The sequence below is a fragment of the Telluribacter sp. genome (assembly GCF_035998675.1).
Taxonomy (GTDB): domain Bacteria; phylum Bacteroidota; class Bacteroidia; order Cytophagales; family Spirosomataceae; genus Telluribacter.
This window is the reverse complement of record NZ_DASYHI010000019.1, coordinates 322,676-338,490: the sequence shown is the minus strand read 5'-3', so window position 1 is coordinate 338,490 and position 15,815 is coordinate 322,676. Positions and strand designations below refer to the sequence as shown.

Here is a 15,815-nt window from a genome sequence, read left to right as displayed (position 1 = left end):
TTACGGCTATTAAAAATTGGTCACTGGTTACTGACTGACTCCTTTCTCACCTTTACTCCTTTAATTCATTTCTCCTTCATAAATATCATGCGCTCGCTGCGGTTGTTAAAGTAGATAGAGAGTTGACTTTTTCGGTCCGCCGAAACGTGAACTTCGTAGCCGGTAGCACCGTTGAGGGCGGTCCAGGCTTTGGCGCTCCAGTCGGTTGGTTCGGCTACTTTAGTGCCGCCAAAGGTGACGTTCAGGAGCTGACAGGCGTCGGCTTTCTCATAGCTGCCTGATACCTCATTGGCTACGGTATGCCCCTGTATAGTACCCCTGTCGCCTTCTTCCCTGAACGTAAGTACAACGCCACGTCCGCCCGTCTCGGGGTCATGTTCCAGCTTACGACTGTCGATGTGCTGGTAGGCCTGTAGCCGCCAGGTACCTTCCATACCGCCGGAGGGGCTGCAGCTGTACGGAGCGTCAACAATGAAATCTTTCTGCTCGCAACGGAAGGCCGTAACGCCGAGCAGAAAGACCAATGCAACGCCTGAAATATATTTTTTCATATCTCTCTTTTAACTGATTTAAACGTTGACCCCGGCCTGCGAAACACCGGCCAGGGATGAGTAAATAAAGCCTACTGCTATTAGCTACCGCCCAGCCACCTTCCTAAAACGCAATTCCCATCCGCAGACACATCCGGTTGTAGACGCGGGTTTCGTAGCGCTCGGTCTGATCCCAAAGGGGTGGTTTAGTGACGGAGGCTTCCTGCCGCTTATAGCTGAGCGTAATGGTGAAGGCCGCTCCCTCAGGCCGGCCCAGCCGTAAGCCCAAACCAGGGTTCAGCATCATACCGCCCCGGGTCTGGTACCCTTCGCTATCATCATGGAACCACGCCAGTCCGTAGCCCGCGTCGGCCGTAGCGAAGAGGCGGGCATTGCGTTTGCCCGTCAGGTCGTACCTGACACCGGCGGCAATGGGCGTGATGAGCGCGGCCGTGTACCAGTCGAGGCCGGTGGTGAGGCCAGCCGCCAGGCGCGGGTTAAGCTGCAGACCGTTGAAGGTCTGCAGGGTCAGACTCAGGCGGTTTTCTACTACCTCGTCGCTGCCCTGGTAGGGGCGGTACTTCACCCGGCCAAACAGACCGCCCAGTTCGGTGTGGTTGATGTAGGTACGCCGGAAAAGACCCTCCTGGGCCGTGGCAAAGCCCATTGTCAGTACGCCTACTACGAATAATGAAAGTAGCTTCTTCATGATTTACTTTTTGGAAAAACCTTAAATGGCACTTTTACCGACCGGAATCTTACTGATTTGCCGTAGCTGACGCGGATTGGTAGCATCAAACTGGTAGAATCCATCTTTACCAACCATCAGCAGTGTTTTGCCCAGCGAAATAACATCGTAAGCGTCTACCTCCTTCATGTGAGACAGCAGGTTTTTATCTACCCCAAACTGGTCGGTTACGTTAAATGTCTTCAGACCGTACTGGCCTTCGCAAAGGTATAGCGTCGGGAAGTTAATGCTGAGTCCGTGGGGGTTCTGCATGGGGTAGCTCTTGATGAGGCGCGGACGCGACAGGTCACTGATGTCCACCAGGTCGAGCTGATTCTGGGCGTTGCGGCAGGTAGTACCCGACCGCAGCGTTACGTAGGCCACATTGTCCTGTACCACTACCGGGTCGCAGGCCATCATGTGCTGAAATACTGATAGCTGCTTCGGGTCGGACGGATTGCTATTGTCGTAGATGTACATACCCGTGCTGGAGCCGATAAAGAGTTTGTCCTTGTAGGGGAAAATGGTTTCAATACCCCAGCCGATGTTAACAGTTGAGTAGCTGGCGGGCTTGGCCGGATTGGATATATCGAACAGGTGCAGGTTATTTTGTCCTACGGTATAAAGGAACTGGTTGTAAAGCGCAAAGCGGGCCATAGAACCGCCTTTGCCGTCGCTGCTGCCGGGGGCCGAAGCCGGTGCCGCCGAGCTGGAGAAGGCCACATCCATCATGCGCCAGGCCCCACCTATGCCCCACCACATACCCGGCATAACCGGATTCTCTTCGCAGTTAGTGCTGATGGTTTCCGTTCTATACTCCACCTTCTGGTCATTGATAGCGCCAATGGATTCATTGTAGCTCCACCAGGCTCCCTCAAACTGACCGTTTTTGAATACCTCACCTACCCGCCCAACTTCTTTGGGTTGAGTCGGGTCAGTAATATCCAGCGCTACCAGGTCGGTGTAGCTGTCGGCGTAGAGAATGTTGTCCCGAACGGCCATGTCGCCGTTGCCGGGTATGTTAATGAATGATACAAAGCGCGGGGCAGCCGGATTGCTGTTGTCAATGACGTGCAGCCCCTTTTTTATTTCGTTGATAAGCAGGTAGTTGCCTTTGATATAAATTTTGCCGGGATGCTCGAGGGCACGTGGCGCTTCGGTTTTCAGGCTCCGCCGGATTTCCATCAACGATACCGTCACGGGGGTCATCTGCTTCACTACGCGGGTTTCCTGGCACTGGTCGTTGCAGGACCACAGACCGGTGGTCAGTACGGCAAACAAAAGAAGTAAAGGTGTAGGTCTCATGGCAAGTAAGGGGTTTAGTACAGTCGGTTAGAATACGCTCATATAGATTCTTTGTTACCTGAATTGGTTGGAACAGACACCAACAAAATCGTCCGAAAGCAAAGCCCCCGGACGATAACGCACCCCGAAAACGTCAGAAACTTACTGACGCTTGTACTCGTACAGCGAGCCGTCGGCTACTACAGATCCCTGCGTACCGCGCTCGTACAGGTACAAACGGCCTTCCGAAATCTCGTACGCCTGGTACGTATTATCATCAGGATAAATTACCGCACTTTTATAAGGTGCATTCTTCTGGCTTTCGCCGGTGTAGCAACGACCACTACTTTCTACCTTACCGTCACGGGTTTGGGTATAGTTGGTACCCGAAAATTCTATTTTTTCAGAATAAGGAAGTTGTGCACCCCGTACGGTAGTTTGGGAAAGACCGTAGGTAATGGCCTCGAGTTGCCAGGTACCGGTCAGTTGGGAGTCTACTTTTACGACATCTTCTTTTTCGCAGGAGGCCAGCAGGGTCACTACCGCCAGGGCGGGTACTAGTACTAATTTTCTTAAAAATTTCATGGCTATTTTAATAAATGGTACGAGTGAAAAGGATAAAAAACTGTGTTGAGTGATAAATACTAAGGATTCATGATACGCCCCATAAACAGGATGGTATCGGAGGATTTTTCGCTGATGATGAATACAAACGGCCGGTCAAATATATACGAAGGCGGCGCGGAGGTTACTTCTATTCCAATGGTTGTCACGGCGGCGGCTTCGGTACCCTTTTCGTCTACCCCCAGGTAGGTATTCTGCTTGATAAAGCTGACCGCCAGTTGCTCGGCCTTACTGATTTTATCCAGCTCAGCCTGGGCGGTAAACACCCGGTCCATGCCCATCTTCTGTAGCGTTTTGTTGAGGTTTACCTCATATTCCAGCGTAAACTTGGGCAGCCCTACCAAAACCTTGCTTTCCTGCAGCAGGCTACTTTGTAGTTTGGTCCACTCTTCGGCCGTAAAACCAGCAATCAGGTCGTTTACCGTAGCTCCTTCGTTGGGCATGAGCAGCGTCAGGTTAAACTGGCCGGTTGAGTAGGGTAGCTGAGCCGCGGTGTACTTTTCGGTACGGGCTACGCGGTAGTTCTCCTTGAGCGACATCATCTTCACGTTCTTGGTACCGCCGTTGGCCAGGGTAAAAGGCGCATCCATGGTCTGCTTGGGGTCAAACTGGTACTTCCAGTCGCCTTTGAAGTACAGGGCGTTGAGCAGGAACATGACGTGCTCGGGCCGGATCTCGTCAATGACTTTCTTGATCTTGCCGTTGGTGTTGTCGCTGGCCCACTGGTTTATGCGGTCTTTGGCGGCGGGGCTATCAAAGTTCTCAGCTGATACCTCCGCTTTAAACGACTGCTTGAGTACATTCAGAAAGTCTTTTTCGACCTGGAAGGTATTGCGGTACCATACCGAGTTGGCCAGGGCCAGCTTTACGCTGGGGTCGGCCTGCGGGAGTCCCTCCATCAGTGCCTGGTAAGCCTGATTCAGCTCTGCCTGCGTGAGCCCCTCCAGTTTCAGGGTCTGCTGAATCTGCCGGGCCGTTTCGCCTTCGGCTCCGTTCAGCAGCATACCCAGGGCAATGTGCAGGCTCAGCGGCGACACAAATATATTGTCCCCGGCGGGCTGGGTACTTTGCAGGTTTTTGAAGAAATCAAAAGCGAAGTCGGTGGTATTGGCGGCTACCCGGGCCGATATCCTCACTTCTTTACCCTCTATGGGAGCGGGTGTATTTCCGTTGTTGTCGCATCCGCTCAGGGATACGGTAATTAGCGCGGCCGTCACAGCGGCAGTGGTGAATATTTTGTTCATGGCTAACAGATAATTTAAAGTTCGCTTTCATCAGTCGGTCACCTATCTGTTGTGGTGGACTTGTTACTATAAAGATTCAGGTCCCGGGCTTAGGGTTGGAATCAAGACCTGAAATTTTTTAAAATAAATACCGGAAGCCCCATCCCAGTCCGTACAGCTGCGGATGCGAGCTAATGTTATCGTTGTTCTGAATCCCCGTCGCTAGCGCTTTCTGGTAGGAGCCGGTTAGGCTGGCGGTCCAGTGCGACGACAGGTGATAGCTCAGGCGTACCCCCGTAGCCGCCGACCAGTTGAGACCCCGGTATACACCATCGCCGGCGGTATTGGTCACGGTATAGCCGGGAGCCGTTTCAAGATCATTACGCAGAAACACGTTAGCGACCATGCCCCCCAGTACTGTGTAGCTCACCTTTCCTTCCGGATTCAGGGTATAGCCCGCCTGAACGGGTAACTGCAGGTAACGGTAATCATTACGCGTATGCTGGTCCAGATCAATGTACACGGCCGACATCTGGTAATCCTGCGCGGACGAAGGGGCAAACTGCGACTTATCATTGGCGGCCCGATTGCTGCTACCCGCCATCAGGGCATTTTCGAGTACATTGGCGCTGCGGTTGGACATGGCATCCAGCACGTAGCCATCGCTTACAAAGGTAGAATTGGCCTGTAGGTAGCTCACACCCGTTTCGAGTGACCAGTGCTTCGATAGCTTTACCCCGCCCTGCGTTTGTACGGCATACGACAGCCCCGCCCGGCTTGAACTGGACATAGACTGACGACCCGCGTTAGCGGCCGAAAAGGCCGCCGGAGGAGAAGTTACGTTAACAGCGGGGTTGAAAGCAGCGGGCATTACGCCAACTCCGGCCCAGTACTCTTTCGAGCGGGCAGGTGGTGTTAAAGGCATATCGTCCGGAGCGTCGTACCGGAAGTACACGTAGCGTTTCTGCGGGTACACGGCCAGTTCGCGGAACCCGCGGGGCGATAACGCTTCTACCTGCATAGCTACCATTGGAGTACCTGCCTCCAAAGAGCGGGGCGTTTCCGTGGCAGCAAGTCGGCTGTCGGCTGTGGAAGGTACCGTTGATTCCTGACCGGAAGTAGTACTGACTTCAGAGGTGCCCGGTACGGAAGTACCCGGTATGGAAGTACCCGGTACGGAAGTACCCGGTACGGCCGCAACCTGTGGTCCCAATAAAGTTTCGGGTGTTAGAGCGCGTTGTTCTCTGGAGGCTTTGCGACCACTTGCTGTCCGGTTTGACGCGGCATAGCGTGGTTCGGTAGCAGGTGCTGTTATTTCCGCCGGAGCAGCCTCTTTTTTCTGACCAGTGGCTGATTCCGCCCCCGTAGCAGCTTCCGCGCCAGTCTCTGCCGATCCGGCCAGACGGTCTTCGGCCTGGGAGTTGTTTTTGTCTACCGCTACGGTTGGCAGCTGCGACTGGCTGTTCTTGTCCAGGCGGAGCAGGAGGGGCCAGCTAACCAGTAAAAGGGCTCCCACCGCGGCGGCGGCGTACCACAGCCGGGGTGAGCGCCACCACAGAGGTACTATGGGCGCGGTGGCCTTTTCGGGCTGGTCGAGCTGTGCCTCCAGGGCGTCCCAGACCGAAGGCGGCGGGGCCTCCGAAGCCTCATCAAAGGCTCGGCGCCACTCCTCCTCAAAGTTGTGTTTTTCGGACTGATTCATCGTCAAACCGTTTTTCTTTGTTCAATTTCTGTTGCAGCAGCATACGCGCTCGCGCATACTGTGACTTTGATGTTCCTTCAGATATACCCATCAGCTGGGCAATCTCATTATGCTGGTAGCCTTCAATAGCATACAGGTTAAAAACCGTCTGGCAGCCGGTAGGTAGTTCATGGATGAAACCCATCAGCTGCTGCCACTGAAAGCTCGACAGCGTTAGTTCCGTATCGGCCAATCGGTTATCCTGGGTATGGACGTCGTCGAGTTCTACTAAGTTTTTCTGCTTGCGCAGATGCTTCAGGGCAGTGTTCACTACGACCGACCGTACCCAGAATTCAAGCGGACATTCCCCCCGGAAAGAATCCATGTTTTCATAGATCTTAATAAAGGCATCCTGCAATACATCCTCAGCATCGGGCCGGTTTTTGGTATAACGCAGGCAAATAGCGAACATCTTCCCCGCAAAAACGTCGTACAAACGCTTCTGGGCGATTCGGTCGCGCTGACGACAGCCGTTCACCAATTCCTGCTCGTTCAATATCATTCGAAGGTAGGGGTGCTTCGTACGCTTTCGTTTTCTTAGTTCGTGCCAATAGCTTTACGTACCGGAGGCAGAATAAAATTGGATGATTTACCAGAAATCAAACAGGCTATATCCTGACTAAGTCTTCCGTGTACCACATAAGATACCGTAAGTGTCGAAATGGTTGGAAAGTGTCTTACTAATTTTAATACAAATTTACATTTATTATTTATAGCTTCACTTCAGAAGGCTAGGGATCAACAATAACAGAAAGACGAGCGGGGGAGATAGTACCCTTCGCCAGCGGAGTGGCATAGAATTTTAACCACAATTGTACCTGCGCATTTTTTATAAACATTCACCTTACGGCATGAGTGACCTGAAACAACTTAGCTCGAAAAAATGGATAATATGGACGGTTGGGATAGTAGGGGGGATTGTATTGCTCATTTTAGTAGCCTCGTGGTTGCTGCCTCAGTTTTTTAAAAATCAGCTGGATGCTACGCTCAGGAAATCGGTATACGAAGCGTCCGACGGGCTGTACTCCATTGAGTATGATAATCTTGGAATTAACATACTCCTGGGTAACGCCGAAGTAAGCGGGGTAGTACTGAAATCGGACTCCGCAGTATACAAAAGGCTGGTGGAACAGCAAAAAGCGCCGGACCAGGTAGCCAGTTTACAAACGAACCGGCTCCGGCTGGGCGGGGTTTCCCTGTGGAGGCTGTTACTGTTCAAGGTCCTGTCTATTGATGAGGTAGTTATAGATAGCCCGGAGATTATCGTAGCGGTCGATAAAAAGCCCTACAATGAGAACCGCCCTAAGAAGTCGCCCTACGAGGTCATCAACAAGGTACTTAACTCCATCCGGATCGACCACATCAGCCTCTCCAGCGTTAATTTTACGTATGCCAATAACAACGGTGAGGAATCGCGGAAAAATCATCTTGAGGAGCTGTACCTGGACGTTTCGGATTTTTTGCTCAATGAAGAAACGGCCCAGGACTCTAGTCGTATCCTGTACTCCCAGCAGGTAAAGCTACGATTAAAGGGGTTGACGCTGGACGCTGGCAGCGACCTCTACACTTTTACCATGGAAGAGCTTGAGCTCTCCTCCCGGGACAGTACTATCAAAGTACAGAACGTGCACTACAAGCCTAAGCACTCCAAGGACCAGTTTGGTAAAGCCGCCGCGATATCTACTGACCGTTATGACTTAAAGTTTGAGGACCTGAGCGCCCGCGGGGTTGATGTCCGGCGGTTCCTGATGAAGCAACAGTTCTTTGCCCGTGCTTTGGATATTGACAAAGGCCTGATAGATGTGTTCAGGGACCGCCGCTACCCCGACCCGAAAGATAGTAAAATGGGGAAGTACCCGCACCAGATTCTTAAACAGGCTAAGTTTATCGTTTGCCTGGACACCGTCCGGATAAAAGGTACCCAGGTATTTTACGGGGAGCAGAGCGAGCAAACCGGCCTGCGGGGAATAGTCAGGTTTACGGGTACTCAGGGTACTATTACCAACCTGACCAACGACACGGCTACCATTACCAAACGGCGTTATTGCCGGGTGAGGGCCTATACGACGTTTATGGGAGCAGGCCGGCTTAATGCCTACTTTAACTTTGATATGGCCGCTGACAATGGAAGGTTCAACTGTGGAGGCACCATGAGGAACTTCAAGATACAGCAGATCAACCCGATTACAAGAGCGCTGGCTAAGGCAAGCGTCGAGTCCGGCAACCTGGATTTGTTACAATTTCAGATTCAGGCTAATGACCAGCAGTCGCGTATCACTACCCAGATGCGCTATAATAATCTGGCGGTCAAAGTACTAAAACAGGATGACGAGTCCGGAAAGCTGGAAGAGAGGTCACTGCTGACCAACCTGCTTAACGGACTCATCATCAAGAACAACAATCCTTCCGGAAATAACCCGCCCCGGGTAGGCGAGGCGACCGTACAACGAGAGGCCAGCGATTCTTTCTTTAACTTCATCTGGCAATCTATCCTTACCTCCATCAAAAGTGTTGTTTCGGGTAAGGCCGACGAAAAGGAGAAAGAAAAGGATACACCAGAAAAAGACAAAGAGAAGGACCGTAAAAAGGGCTTTTTCAAACGCCTGTTTAACTAAGCAGCAGGCTGCTACTGACCCGCTCCGTCGGCTTTGGCCCACGCTACGGCGTAACTACCAATGTTTTTACCGCATTTCAGCCCTGCTTCGCAATCAAACCGGTAGTGGATCAAACCGTACAGGCGCGAGTTGGATGCTTCCACGGCCATAGCATTGAACTTGTTGGCCTGTTCCGGAAAAACGTGTCCAAGTACCTCTGCTGCCGCCGCCGAGAAAGTAGAGTGCCCGGACGTATACGAGGGGAAGTTGGGGGTACCTACCGTAGTCTTCAGGCCGTATTGCTGGGGGCGCGGGTAGTACCACCAGTACTTCACATCCCAGCAGCAGATGCCGGCATCCATCAGGGCAGTACCTACCAGAGCCAGCGTCCGCGCCATGCGTACTTCGCTGTACCGGGCCTCGTGAGCGGCGTTGGCGGCAGTGCGGTGCCAGTGGCCGGGAGGGGTGTAGCTGCCTACGCCGTCGGACCAGTAGTTGGCGATTCGTGCCTGCTCGCGGGTCTGGTTTTTCTGAATTGTTTTCAATTCATCCAATGCTTTTTGAAATTCAGTACTACCTACCGCCGGAGGTGCTTCGGGGCGTAGCTTTACGACCGTGGCCTTATCGAAGTTCCAGGGGTTAAGGAAGCCGTAGGCGGGTAACATCGGCAGACGAGCCGGTACCTCCTGACTTACCCAGGGCTCAGTTACGCCCAGCTTTTTAGCGTTTTCAATCATACCCGCCGTCAGCGACTGGTTATTGGAGCTGCCCATGCCGTCGGTTCTGGCACGGCCCATTACCTTGGCCGCTACCGCGGTACCTAGCTCGGCTCCGGCGGTCAGGTCACTTTGTACATTCATACCCGCCCACAAACGGCTTTCCTGGTGCTCCTTCATCCTGGCTTCCAGGTATGGTACTTCGCCCGGAAACATAGCTTTCAGGACAGTGAAGGAAGCGGCTGCTACCACGGCGTCTTCGGAGGGGTAGGCAGGAATGCCAGTGGCCGGCAAGGCCGCTTTTATGGAGCTTTCGGTCAGGGCAGGCGCGGCGCGGTTGTACTTGTACTTATAGTGCCAGGCCGACACCAGCGCATCGTACTGCGCTACGCTCAGGTAGGCCAGCGCACGCGCGGTATAGGGCGGATTGGCAAACGGAAACGCAGGGTAGGACAGGGGGTTAGCCGCATCCGGAACCGGGTACTTGCCATCCGGGCCGGCTGCGGGAGGCAGGTTGTAGCGGGCAGCCAGCTCACGGGCTATCTCATTCCAGCGGTACACGGCTCCCGCGCCCCAGTAGGCCACTTTTTCCCGTTGTGCCGGGGTCAGCGTAGCCGATTGCTGTTTCAGACTGCTTAGTTCGGCCTGGTACGCGGCCGACCCCGTTGCGGCCGGAGCCGGAACTGCTACCTCAGTGGGCGAGGTAAGTACATAGGTTTTCCAGGTACCGGCGTTGGCATCGGTGCTGGTGGGAGCATAGGCCGGAATAGCCGGTTCCTGAATTGTTTTATCGCAGGAGGTAGCAACAAAAAGTACCGTAAAACCCATAATCAGGGCACGGTATGAAAGAAGGAAGGTATATTTCTTCATGGGAAATTCTAGTAATTAAATTGATACAAAACCCCAAGCGAATAGCTCAGGCTCTGGCCCACATTCAGGCCTTCCACCACGTAGCCCACCCGGACGTTCAGCCCCAGGTTACGGGGTTGCACTTTTCCGTACCAGCCCAGGGTAGTCATCTCCATTTTGTTGGTAGGAAAAGGCATGTCGTTACGCCGGATGTTATCACCCTCAACGCCGGCGAAGCGTTCAGCAAATACCTCCGTTTGCCAATTTGATTTCAGGATACCTACCCGTACGCCCAGATCAATGGCGTTGGGTACCCGTACTTCGCTGGTATTGTACACGCGGCCGTCGGCCTGGTAGGAGTTACGGTCCAGCTGAATATTGCTCCGCCACGAGTAGCTGCCGTGGCCGGTCAGGTAAAGGCCGGTAGGCGCGTGGGTATAGCTGGCAATCAGCCGACCGGTAGCCGTGCGAGCCTGAAGACCGATGGACATGGGCAAAAACTCCACCACGTAGTTGGTTAAGGGAACAGAGCCACCCAGAACTCCGTGTACCGAAAGGCCTTTCTTGTCCAGGAGCCGGTACTTCAGCCAGGCCGAAGCATCCTGAAATCCCTGCTGGCCCATCAGGTTCCCCGCGCTGGTGCTGGTCCTGACGTAGGGAATAGTAGCAATGATATTCAGGCGGTCGGTAATACCCACGGCTGCCATCAGCGATGCCGTCTGCGTGGTGTGGGTACCTATATTCAGGTTGTCGCGTTTTAAAGTACCTTCCCAGTACTCGTTCCAGCTACTCTGACCGTAGGTCAGGGCCAGACAGGTGGTCTTCCGGGGCATATATAGAACGTCGTGGGGCATTTGGGCCTTCGCTGCTACCGATACCAGTAGCAGCGTCAGGATAAGTATAGACAAAGGAGTCCCTTTCATTTTCAAGGAAGTAATGAGGTTGATTGTAAAGAGATAAAACAGGTTAGAACCAGCGTGACATACTTACTGAAACCAGGTAGTCAGCAAAGGCGGCGTCGCCGTGGCGCTGACCGGTGGGGTCCTGCCGGTCGGCGTAGCTCTTGATACGGTTGCGGTACAGCGCTACAGGTACGGTGGCGGCAATGGATAACTTCTGGTTCATATACGCCACGCCCGGCTCCACCGACACAATATAACCCGGACGACGGAAGCCCGCATCGCCACCAATCAGGTCGTGCGCGGGTACTCCCTCCACGCGGCCGCCCAGCATCAGCGACAAGCCCTTTACCATGGTCAGCGACTGGTTGATACCCAAACGGGCCGCAAACTGATCGGCCACCGAAAAGTACCCATCAATGGGGCTGATGGTAGTACCCGGGTTACGCACCACGTTGTTCGTCTCGCGGGGGTTAAACAGATAAAAACCATTGAAGTACACGGCAGTCTGCTCGCCCAGCTGCGCATAGCCCTGCCCTTCCAGGCTAAAGCCTACACCTCCGTCGCCCAGCTGAATAGACTGGTCCACGGGCTTGCGGATAATGTAGTCGAGTTTTTCCTGATTCAGCTTATGGATGTCGCCTTCTACGCCCGGATTGCCCGTTGGCAGTTTGACGCCTAGTCCCAGCGCGAAGTTCATTTTGGGGAGTTTCATAGGGTCAATCACCCAGTAGCTACCCGAAATACGCATATCGCCAATGCCCTGCGAGCCGGTATGAAAGCGCTTCTGCTCGGGGTTGGCGGTAGTACTGTTGCCGTAATGCTCGTAGAGCGACGAGCGATCATTGTAAAGTACCGGCACGTTCACCGAAAACGACAGCCGCATGGTAGGCTGGTAGGTAATGCCCAGGTCCAGGTTGTGCGATACATTCACTACTTCGGTATTGTTTTCCACCCGCTCTTGCTCCTCGTGGTCGCCCCGGAAGTGACGAAACGAACGGAAGTACCGGTAACCGGTATTGACCTGCCACTGTCCGTGCTTCTGCTTGAAAAGGTCTGATGAGGAAGCCCCGGGAGTCGCCACTCCTGGCGTGGAGGAACACATATTCATGTGGCGAACGGCCACGCAGCCCTGCCCTAGAGCCAGCTGAACACTAAATAGGGCGATAAGAATGGTACTGTATAGAATATTTTTCATTGTCCTGATTGATAAAAATGAGCTATTGATAGGTGCGCCCGGTACGGCGTAGCAGGATAGGCAGCTTTGGTGGTCGGGGGTACATAGAAGCAGGGCCGGCAGCTACCGTAGTAGTACCAATTGCTCAAATGACGAGGAACTAGGAGAACAAGTACCTTAGATATAAGGCTACTTTTAAGTACTTTCCCAATTCCCGACTACAAACCTACCCGATACCATACGTACCAAAGGGCGTGCGGGCCTGGCCTCTCTCAGCGGAGCGACCGGCGGCATAGCAGTATATCAGGCAAGGGCCTCCGGAGGTGGAGAAAGAAGCTGGTAAGTACCAGCAGGGAGAGAAAAAGCAAAATCACGGAAAGGAGCCGGAGCTTCTATCCATTCGTACAGGTTAAAATAAAGGTTTCGATGGGACGCGTAATAATCTTTTATCAGGTAGCTCACCAGGTGAGAGGCTTTTTCGGAAGTACCCGGCAGGCCATTCACGGTAATCTTGACCCACTCACTGAGGGTCTGGAAAAGTTGCTTTTCGGTATGATCTTTCACGCAAAGTACCATCAGCGTGTCGCCCACTACCTCCTGCTTGTAGAGCTTGTAGTACTCGTTGTTGTACCGGATTTGTCCGTCAATACGCTCGGGCGCTTGTCGGGTTTCGGTCCAGTAGGGGAGGTTAATAGGAATTTTGATAGTGAAGAGTTCTTCTTCTCCCAGAATGTTCTGGTTTAGTTTCTGCTGCATCTCCAGCTGGGCCTTCAGCTGCATACAAAAGTACACCGGGTAGTAACCCAGCGTATTGAGTAGCAGCAGAATCACGCCTCCGATACAGACTAAACGTTTCACCAAACCTTCAATTTTTTATACAAATATTACCAATACAAATTAGAATGAAAAATAACTGTGAAAGTAATTCTGTGTACCTGAGTAGGTTAACAGCTCATAAGCCAGCCTACTTCTTTCAATCAGGTACCTTACGTATTGCAGCAAAGCGGATAAATAAAGAGATTTACTACTAATCAAGTACCTCCCGTCCGGCATTTATCTACTTTTTCCTTATTTCTATGGCCAAGCAAAAGAATATACTGGTACTAAGCGGAGGTGGTTTTAAAGGAGCTTTCCAGTGGGGAGCGCTCGAGTACCTCATGGAGCAACGCAACGTCCGCTTTGACCGCATAGCCGGGGTGTCGGTGGGGGCGCTGAACGGAGCCCTGGTAGCCATGGATAAGTTTCATGAACTTAAAGCCCTGTGGCAGCAGGTACAGCGGGAGGGGTACCAGGCTATCTATACTTCCGATATTCTGGTGATGCAGGGCGAGACAATCCGTCCTGATTTTGCCGCCATTATCAAAAAACTTCTGCCCCGTTCCCTGCTTCGGTACGGGTTTCAGTACCTGTTTGACCGCCCGGCGCTGCTGCGGGAAGTCATGGCTAATTTTAACCAGATTCGCTCCCTGGCGGATAACCGCCCGCTTTATATGAAACTGCTGCAGGTAGTACGGCGCGGCGACTTTAAGGTACCTTACCAGTGCGGCGTAGTATCACTAACCAACGGTAACTACTACACCTGCCGTCCGCAGGACTTTACCACGGACGAAGAGCTGGCCAAAGCCATTCTGGCCTCTACGGCCATGCCTATTGTGTGGGAGCCGGTGAAAGAGTTGAACCTGCTGGGCGATAATTTTAACGAAGCTACGGTACTTCGGGAGGTAGTGGATGGGGGTATCCGGACGGTGTCGCCGTTGGGAGACGTGGTGCAGGCTATTAAAGACGAAGCCGACGATGTAGACGACTACATTATCTATATCCTGAACTGCAACAGCTGGGACCTCCCGGATGACCCGGCCCGAAAGTACCACCTGACCAACATTGCCCTGCGCGCCCTGGACGATATTGCTATCAATGAAATATTTAACGATGACCTGAAAAGGTACCTCGAAATAAACGAGCTCGTGATGCAGGTACGGGATGCGCAGCGGAGCCGGGTACTACCGCCCGACTTCCGATTGAAGCTGGGCGGGAAACCCCTGAAATACTTCCGGACGGTACTGGTACAACCGGAGCCGGGGGAGGTGGGCCATACGCTGGATAGCAGCGCCGCCATGCTCGAGCGACGCCGTCAGGCGGGGTATCAAAAAGCCCGGACCGCGTACGAAGCCGCGTTCCCACGGGCCTGACGCAGGTACTTCTACATAAAAAAGCGGCCCAACTGTAAAAGTGGGCCGCCGTCTTATAGGTGGTGGTACTGGTAAATGCTATGGCTATCAGGCGTAGGTATTGAGCATAACCGGCATAACAAGCATCAGAATATCTTCGTTTTCTTCCTGCTCAACCGGAATAATAAGTCCCGCGCGGTTAGGTGCGGACAGCTCAAACGTCACGTTTTTGCAGGTAAGGTTGCTCAGAATCTCAATCAGGAATTTAGCGTTAAAACCGATCTCCATATCGTCGCCGTTGTACTCGCACATAAGCCGTTCGTTGGCCTCGTTGGAGTAGTCAAGGTCTTCGGCCGAGATAGACAGATCGTTGAGCGTCATCTTCAGACGTACCTGGTGCGTAGTACGGTTAGAGTAGATAGAAATACGCTTCAGCGAGTTGAGCATTTCGGCCCGGTTGATCGTAAGCGTATTGGGGTTATTGGTCGGAATTGCGTTTTCGTAGTCCGGGAAGCGCTCGTCAATCAGACGGCAGATCATGCGGATATTTCCAAAGCTGAAAAAGGCATTGGAGGCGGTAAACTCCGCTTTCACGGCCAGGTCTTCGGAGGGAAGACAGGATTTCAGCAGGTTCAGGGCTTTCCGCTGAATAATCATGGATGTATCCGAGCTGGCCTTGATGTCGGTGCGGCGGTAGCGCACCAGGCGGTGCCCGTCGGTCGCAACAAAGGTGGCGTTTTCGGCCCCTATCTGCACAAATACCCCCGTCATAGCCGGGCGAAGATCGTCGGTGCTGGTAGCGAAAATGGTATTGGAAATAGCCGTACCCAGCGAAGCCGACGACAACTCTACCGACTGACCACGGTTGACCGAAGGCGTTTTCGGGAAATCAATGGGGTTTTCGCCGGATAGCTTGTAGCGGCCGTTGTCCGAAACGATTTCAGTCCCAAAGGTTTCTTCGTCAACATTGAAGGTAATAGGCTGCTCGGGAAGTCCGCGCAGGGTATCCAGAAGAAGCTTGGCCGGTACCGCAATAGCCCCCTTATCACCCGCTTCTACCTCTATTTCAGTAATCATAACCGTTTGCAGGTCCGACGCGGTGACGGTAAGGGTATTACCATCCAGTTTAAATAGGAAATTCTCCAGTATGGGCACAATCGGATTCGTGGAAACGACGCCGTTGATGGCCGATAGTTGTTTAAGGAGCACCGATGACGATACGACAAACTTCATAGTACGCAGTGGCTATTTTTTCGGTTGACAGATGACTTGTACAGTTCCTT

At 53.0% G+C, this 15,815-nt stretch carries 14 protein-coding genes; 2 read left to right on the top strand and 12 right to left on the bottom strand.

From position 1 onward, the window contains the following. Positions 1–65: 65 nt before the first annotated feature. From VGN67_RS13725 to VGN67_RS13695, 7 genes are all read right to left on the bottom strand, one after another. Positions 66–551, bottom strand: coding sequence for a hypothetical protein (locus tag VGN67_RS13725; protein ID WP_327487416.1), 486 nt, complete (start codon positions 549–551; stop codon positions 66–68). A gap of 103 nt (positions 552–654) precedes the next feature. Beyond that, positions 655–1,239, bottom strand: coding sequence for a hypothetical protein (locus VGN67_RS13720; protein WP_327487415.1), 585 nt, complete (start codon positions 1,237–1,239; stop codon positions 655–657). Between the two features lie 21 nt (positions 1,240–1,260). After that, complete coding sequence (locus tag VGN67_RS13715) at positions 1,261–2,562, bottom strand: hypothetical protein (RefSeq protein ID WP_327487414.1); 1,302 nt, start codon at positions 2,560–2,562, stop codon at positions 1,261–1,263. 141 nt (positions 2,563–2,703) lie between these two features. After that, positions 2,704–3,126, bottom strand: coding sequence for a hypothetical protein (locus VGN67_RS13710; protein ID WP_327487413.1), 423 nt, complete (start codon positions 3,124–3,126; stop codon positions 2,704–2,706). A gap of 59 nt (positions 3,127–3,185) precedes the next feature. Further along, positions 3,186–4,409, bottom strand: a complete 1,224-nt coding sequence (locus VGN67_RS13705; RefSeq protein ID WP_327487412.1) for a serpin family protein — start codon at positions 4,407–4,409, stop codon at positions 3,186–3,188. 118 nt (positions 4,410–4,527) lie between these two features. After that, the gene (locus VGN67_RS13700; RefSeq protein WP_327487411.1) at positions 4,528–6,090 is read right to left on the bottom strand and encodes an outer membrane beta-barrel protein; all 1,563 of its coding nucleotides are present in this window, start codon (positions 6,088–6,090) and stop codon (positions 4,528–4,530) included. After that, positions 6,062–6,631 carry an RNA polymerase sigma factor gene (locus tag VGN67_RS13695; RefSeq protein ID WP_327487410.1) on the bottom strand — a complete coding sequence of 190 codons (570 nt, stop codon included), beginning with the start codon at positions 6,629–6,631 and terminating at the stop codon, positions 6,062–6,064. Before VGN67_RS13695 ends, VGN67_RS13700 begins: the two co-directional genes overlap by 29 nt. A 349-nt stretch (positions 6,632–6,980) precedes the next feature. On the opposite strand from VGN67_RS13695, the gene VGN67_RS13690 reads away from it, so the two are divergent. Then, positions 6,981–8,744 carry a hypothetical protein gene (locus VGN67_RS13690; RefSeq protein ID WP_327487409.1) on the top strand — a complete coding sequence of 588 codons (1,764 nt, stop codon included), beginning with the start codon at positions 6,981–6,983 and terminating at the stop codon, positions 8,742–8,744. An 11-nt stretch (positions 8,745–8,755) separates the two neighbouring features. Here the strand turns inward: VGN67_RS13690 and VGN67_RS13685 are convergent, their stop codons facing one another. From VGN67_RS13685 to VGN67_RS13670, 4 genes are all read right to left on the bottom strand, one after another. Then, positions 8,756–10,309 (bottom strand): phosphatase PAP2 family protein, encoded by a 1,554-nt coding sequence (locus VGN67_RS13685; RefSeq protein WP_327487407.1) that lies wholly within the window; start codon positions 10,307–10,309, stop codon positions 8,756–8,758. 8 nt (positions 10,310–10,317) lie between these two features. Next, complete coding sequence (locus VGN67_RS13680; protein ID WP_327487406.1) at positions 10,318–11,211, bottom strand: hypothetical protein; 894 nt, start codon at positions 11,209–11,211, stop codon at positions 10,318–10,320. A gap of 43 nt (positions 11,212–11,254) precedes the next feature. Beyond that, a complete protein-coding gene (locus tag VGN67_RS13675) occupies positions 11,255–12,385 on the bottom strand; it encodes a hypothetical protein (protein ID WP_327487405.1) in 1,131 nt (376 codons plus the stop codon). Positions 12,386–12,667: 282 nt separating this feature from the next. Beyond that, the gene (locus tag VGN67_RS13670; protein WP_327487404.1) at positions 12,668–13,222 is read right to left on the bottom strand and encodes a hypothetical protein; all 555 of its coding nucleotides are present in this window, start codon (positions 13,220–13,222) and stop codon (positions 12,668–12,670) included. Positions 13,223–13,440: 218 nt separating this feature from the next. On the opposite strand from VGN67_RS13670, the gene VGN67_RS13665 reads away from it, so the two are divergent. Then, positions 13,441–14,553 (top strand): patatin-like phospholipase family protein, encoded by a 1,113-nt coding sequence (locus VGN67_RS13665; RefSeq protein ID WP_327487403.1) that lies wholly within the window; start codon positions 13,441–13,443, stop codon positions 14,551–14,553. An 87-nt stretch (positions 14,554–14,640) separates the two neighbouring features. On the opposite strand, the gene dnaN is transcribed toward VGN67_RS13665, so the two are convergent. Then, complete coding sequence (gene dnaN, locus VGN67_RS13660; protein WP_327487402.1) at positions 14,641–15,765, bottom strand: DNA polymerase III subunit beta; 1,125 nt, start codon at positions 15,763–15,765, stop codon at positions 14,641–14,643. Positions 15,766–15,815 lie beyond the last annotated feature (50 nt).

What these genes read in the sequence shown, in the direction of transcription:
- VGN67_RS13665 (WP_327487403.1), top strand. Translation starts at nt 13,441, where the DNA reads ATGGCCAAGCAAAAGAATATACTGGTACTAAGCGGAGGTGGTTTTAAA.
- VGN67_RS13680 (WP_327487406.1), bottom strand. Translation starts at nt 11,211, where the DNA reads ATGAAAGGGACTCCTTTGTCTATACTTATCCTGACGCTGCTACTGGTA.
- VGN67_RS13710 (WP_327487413.1), bottom strand. Translation starts at nt 3,126, where the DNA reads ATGAAATTTTTAAGAAAATTAGTACTAGTACCCGCCCTGGCGGTAGTG.
- VGN67_RS13690 (WP_327487409.1), top strand. Translation starts at nt 6,981, where the DNA reads ATGAGTGACCTGAAACAACTTAGCTCGAAAAAATGGATAATATGGACG.
- VGN67_RS13720 (WP_327487415.1), bottom strand. Translation starts at nt 1,239, where the DNA reads ATGAAGAAGCTACTTTCATTATTCGTAGTAGGCGTACTGACAATGGGC.
- VGN67_RS13685 (WP_327487407.1), bottom strand. Translation starts at nt 10,309, where the DNA reads ATGAAGAAATATACCTTCCTTCTTTCATACCGTGCCCTGATTATGGGT.
- VGN67_RS13705 (WP_327487412.1), bottom strand. Translation starts at nt 4,409, where the DNA reads ATGAACAAAATATTCACCACTGCCGCTGTGACGGCCGCGCTAATTACC.
- VGN67_RS13695 (WP_327487410.1), bottom strand. Translation starts at nt 6,631, where the DNA reads ATGATATTGAACGAGCAGGAATTGGTGAACGGCTGTCGTCAGCGCGAC.
- VGN67_RS13715 (WP_327487414.1), bottom strand. Translation starts at nt 2,562, where the DNA reads ATGAGACCTACACCTTTACTTCTTTTGTTTGCCGTACTGACCACCGGT.
- VGN67_RS13700 (WP_327487411.1), bottom strand. Translation starts at nt 6,090, where the DNA reads ATGAATCAGTCCGAAAAACACAACTTTGAGGAGGAGTGGCGCCGAGCC.
- VGN67_RS13725 (WP_327487416.1), bottom strand. Translation starts at nt 551, where the DNA reads ATGAAAAAATATATTTCAGGCGTTGCATTGGTCTTTCTGCTCGGCGTT.
- VGN67_RS13675 (WP_327487405.1), bottom strand. Translation starts at nt 12,385, where the DNA reads ATGAAAAATATTCTATACAGTACCATTCTTATCGCCCTATTTAGTGTT.
- dnaN (WP_327487402.1), bottom strand. Translation starts at nt 15,765, where the DNA reads ATGAAGTTTGTCGTATCGTCATCGGTGCTCCTTAAACAACTATCGGCC.